Below are 3,829 nucleotides of genomic sequence, written 5' to 3'. Positions count from 1 at the left end.
GACGACCCGGACCGCCCCGGCTGAATCCCTCTACCCGGGCCGAAGGGGGCAGACTGCATCCGATGGACGACCTGACGGCACGGTGGCGGGAGACGGCGCGGGCGGCGGGCGCGACCGATCCGGCGGCTGTCGACCGGGCCGGCGCCCGGCTGCTGGCGGGCTGGCGGGAGCCGCACCGGCGCTACCACGACGAGGCGCACCTGCGGGCGGTGCTCGACGTGGTCGACGCGTACGCCGGGCTGGCCCGCGACCCCGACCTGGTCCGGCTCGCGGCGTGGTGCCACGACGCGGTCTACGACCCGCGCGCGGCGGGTGACGCCAACGAGCGGGCCAGCGCCGACCTCGGCGGCGAGCTGCTGGCCGCCGCCGGGCTCCCGGCCGCGACGGTGACCGGGGTACGCCGCCTGGTGCTGCTCACCGCCGGTCACGCGGTCGGGCCGGACGACCCGGACGGCGCGCTGCTCTGCGACGCGGACCTGGCGGTGCTGGCGGCCCCGGCGGAGCGCTACGACAGGTACGCCGCCGCGATCCGCGCCGAGTACGCGCACGTGCCCGACCCGGACTTCCGCGCCGGCCGGTCGGCGGCGCTGCGGCACCTGCTCGCGCTGCCGGCGCTGTACCGGCTACCCGAGCCGCACGCCCGCTGGGAGTCCCGCGCCCGGGCCAACCTGTCCCGGGAGCTGGCCGCGCTGGCCTGAGAAGCGGTGCTTCGGACGGCGCAGGCCGGTGTCCCGCAGCAGCCGGACGATCTCCCGCGAGGGCACGACAGTCGCGCCCAGCCACACCGCCGCCCGGAACCGTTCGGCGGGCACGTCGTAGTGGTCCCGGTCGAAGCCGCGCCGGGGCGCGCCGAGCATCTCCGCGAACGCGTGCAGCTCGGCGTACGAGACGTCGCTGATCAGGTGCGACCAGAGCCGGCCGCGCCAGGGCACGGCGGGCGGGTCCAGGTAGAGCACGGCAACATACGGTACGCCGGTAGCCTTCCCGGCATGGCCGCCCATCCCCTCCTCGACGACCTGCGGGGCGCGCTCGGCGACGCCGCCGTGCTGACCGACCCGGACCTGCTGGCCGGGCACGCCCGCGACGAGGCCGACCTGTGCGACTCGGGCGTCCCGCTGGTGGTGGTCCGGCCCCGTGACACCGAGGGCGTGGTGGCGGTGGTCCGGGCGGCGGGGCGGCACGGCGTACCGGTGGTGCCGCAGGGCGCGCGGACCGGGCTGGCCGGCGCGGCGAACGCGGTGGACGGCGCGGTGGTGGTGAGCACCGTGGCGATGAACCGGGTCCGCGAGATCGACCCGGTCGGCCGGATCGCCGTGGTGCAGCCCGGCGTGGTCAACGCGGCGCTCGCCCGCGCGGTGCGGGAGCACGGCCTCTGGTATCCGCCGGATCCCGGCTCGTGGGAGTCGTCCACGGTCGGCGGCAACGTGGCCACCAACGCCGGTGGCATGTGCTGCGTGAAGTACGGCGTGACCGGCGAGTACGTGCTGGGCCTGGAGGTGGTGCTCGCCTCCGGCGAGGTGCTGCGCACCGGGCGGCGTACCGCGAAGGGGGTCGCCGGGTACGACCTGACCCGGCTCTTCGTCGGTTCGGAGGGCACGCTCGGCGTGATCACCGAGGTGACAGTGGCGTTGCGTCCGGCCCCGGAGCAGTCACTGACACTGGTCGCGGTCTTCCCCACGGTGGCCACGGCCGGTGGCGCGGTCGCCGGGATCGCCGGGCGGGGACTCACCCCGAGCCTGCTGGAACTGCTGGACCGGACCCATCTGCGGGCGATCGAGGCGTACCGGCCGATGGGTCTGCGCACCGATGCCGAGGCGCTGCTGCTGGCAGCGGTGGACACCGGCGCCCGGGCCGCCGACGACCTGGCCCGGCTGGCCGAGGTGTGCACGGCGGCGGGCGCCGACGAGGTCTACGCGGCCGGCGACGCGACCGAGGCGGCGGCGCTGCTGCAGGCCCGGCGGCTGGCCCACCCGGCGATGGAGCGGTTCGCGGCGCAGACCTACCCCGGCGGCAACGGTGGCCTGGTCATCGACGACGTGGCGGTGCCGCGCGCCCGGCTGGCGGAACTGCTGGACGGGGTGGCCCGGATCGCCGAGGCGTGCCGGGTGCCGATCGGCGTGGTCGGTCACGCGGGCGACGGCAACATGCACCCGAACATCGTGGTCGACCGGGCCGACCCGGACAGCCTGGCCCGGGGGCGGCGGGCCTTCGACGAGATCATGGCGCTCGGGCTGGAGCTGGGCGGCACCTGCACCGGGGAGCACGGCGTGGGGCTGCTCAAGCGGGACTGGCTGGCCCGCGAGATCGGCCCGGTGGGCGTACGGGTGCACCAGGCGATCAAGGCGGCGCTGGACCCGGCCGGGTTGTTCAACCCCGGCAAGGTGTTCTAACCCTTGTCCTCGGCGGGCGTGGCCTGGGTGACGAGCAGCAGCACGTCGTAGGCCACCTTCGGCTTCGGCTCGCCCGGGCAGTCCTGGATGGTGACGGTCAGGCCGGGCGGGACGAGCAACGTCGAGGTCAGCACGCCGATGCAGCCCTGCTTGTAGCCGCGGGCCTCGTCGGTCTCCTTCGCCAGCGCCGGGTCGGCGAGCATCCGCTGGAGCCGCCGGCTCTGCTCGGGGCTCAGCGTGCCGGTGGCGTCCACGCCGTCACCGGCGCAGTCGCGGCACTGCCAGCGGCCGGACGGGTCCACGTCGAGGTGGCGGATCGGGCCCTCGTCGCCGAGCTTCTGCACCAGGGAGACGCGCTTGCCGGCCGGGGTGGGGCTGGCTGTTCCCGCTGTTCCGGGCGCGGTGGCGCCTTCGGCCCGGCCGAAGGCGCATCCGGTCAGAGCGGTCGCCAGCAGGACGGCAGCGGACAGGGCGGGGACGCGCGACGACCATGATGGGCGGACCACGCGGGGAAACCTACACTTCCGTAGGTAGCGCGCACTAGCGGCCGAGCGGCCCGGGGTGGGGATCCCCTACCTGGGGGAGGCCGGAAGTTCAACGCCCGGGCCGTCGGTCCCTCGGTCTGCTGCGAAACCACGCACATCGGGCGCGCCGAGGCGGGCCGCGTCGGCGGCGATGTCGTCCGTCATGAGCTGCGACTCCCGCTCGGCCAGCACCCGCGCCCGGTAGTGGGCCACCTCCCGGTCCCGGGTCGCCGCGTCCCAGCCGAGCACCGCGCCCATCAGCTCCGCGGCGTGCTCCGCCGACTCCAGGCCGCGGTGGCTGGTCTCGATCGAGATCCGGGTACGCCGGGTGAGCACGTCCTCCAGGTGCAGCGCGCCCTCGGCGCGGGCGGCGTACGTCACCTCGGCGGCCAGGTATTCCGGTGCGCCGGCCAGCGGCGAGCCGAGCAGCGGATCGGCGTCGACCAGCGCGAGCAGGTCCAGCGTGAGGTTGCCGTACCGCTCCAGCAGGTGCTCGACCACACCGACCGCGACTCCGTGCCGGCGGGCCAGGTCGGCCCGGTCCCGCCACAGGGCCGCGTAGCCGTCGGCGCCCAGCAGCGGCAGGTCGGCGGTACGCGAGGGGCGGGTCCGGCCGAGCCGGTGCATCGCGCGGTCGACCACGTCCGAGGCCATCACCCGGTAGGTGGTGTACTTGCCGCCGGCCACCAGCAGCAGGCCGAGCATCGGCTCCACCACGGCGTGCTCGCGGGACAGCTTCGAGGTGGAGTCCGCCTCGCCGGCCAGCAGCGGGCGCAGCCCGGCGTAGACGCCCTCGATGTCGGCGGTGGTCAGCGGCCGGTCCAGCACCGTGTTGACCGGGGAGTGCCGGGATTCGATGTCGCTGGCGGTCGCGGCCGGGGGGGACCTGTCGAGTTGCCAGTCCGTGTCGGTGGT

5 protein-coding genes are annotated in these 3,829 nt (G+C 75.6%); 2 read left to right on the top strand and 3 right to left on the bottom strand.

The features are described from left to right. The first annotated feature begins 62 nt into the window (after nucleotides 1–62). Entirely contained in the window at nucleotides 63–698 is a 636-nt protein-coding gene (locus KBX39_RS25725; RefSeq protein ID WP_210872922.1) for a metal-dependent phosphohydrolase, read from the top strand. Here KBX39_RS25725 and KBX39_RS25720 read toward each other — a convergent pair. Further along, on the bottom strand, nucleotides 624–956 hold the full coding sequence (locus KBX39_RS25720; protein ID WP_043330893.1) for a DUF4031 domain-containing protein: 333 nt from the start codon (nucleotides 954–956) through the stop codon (nucleotides 624–626). The genes KBX39_RS25725 and KBX39_RS25720 overlap by 75 nt on opposite strands. A gap of 33 nt (nucleotides 957–989) precedes the next feature. On the opposite strand from KBX39_RS25720, the gene KBX39_RS25715 reads away from it, so the two are divergent. After that, nucleotides 990–2,390 (top strand): FAD-binding oxidoreductase, encoded by a 1,401-nt coding sequence (locus tag KBX39_RS25715; protein WP_043327990.1) that lies wholly within the window; start codon nucleotides 990–992, stop codon nucleotides 2,388–2,390. Here the strand turns inward: KBX39_RS25715 and KBX39_RS25710 are convergent. Both KBX39_RS25710 and KBX39_RS25705 read right to left on the bottom strand, forming a co-directional pair. Beyond that, nucleotides 2,387–2,896 (bottom strand): hypothetical protein, encoded by a 510-nt coding sequence (locus KBX39_RS25710; RefSeq protein ID WP_043327989.1) that lies wholly within the window; start codon nucleotides 2,894–2,896, stop codon nucleotides 2,387–2,389. The two genes, KBX39_RS25715 and KBX39_RS25710, sit on opposite strands and share 4 nt — an antisense overlap. A 66-nt stretch (nucleotides 2,897–2,962) precedes the next feature. Further along, on the bottom strand, nucleotides 2,963–3,829 hold an 867-nt coding region (locus tag KBX39_RS25705; protein ID WP_282102475.1), incomplete at its 5' end, for a glycerol-3-phosphate dehydrogenase C-terminal domain-containing protein.

Origin of the sequence: Micromonospora sp. D75, assembly GCF_018070405.1 — a bacterium.
In the GTDB taxonomy this organism is placed as follows: Bacteria; Actinomycetota; Actinomycetes; order Mycobacteriales; family Micromonosporaceae; genus Micromonospora; species Micromonospora chalcea.
Note: the sequence above shows the minus strand (reverse complement) of the source record. Positions and strands in the feature narration are given on the sequence as shown.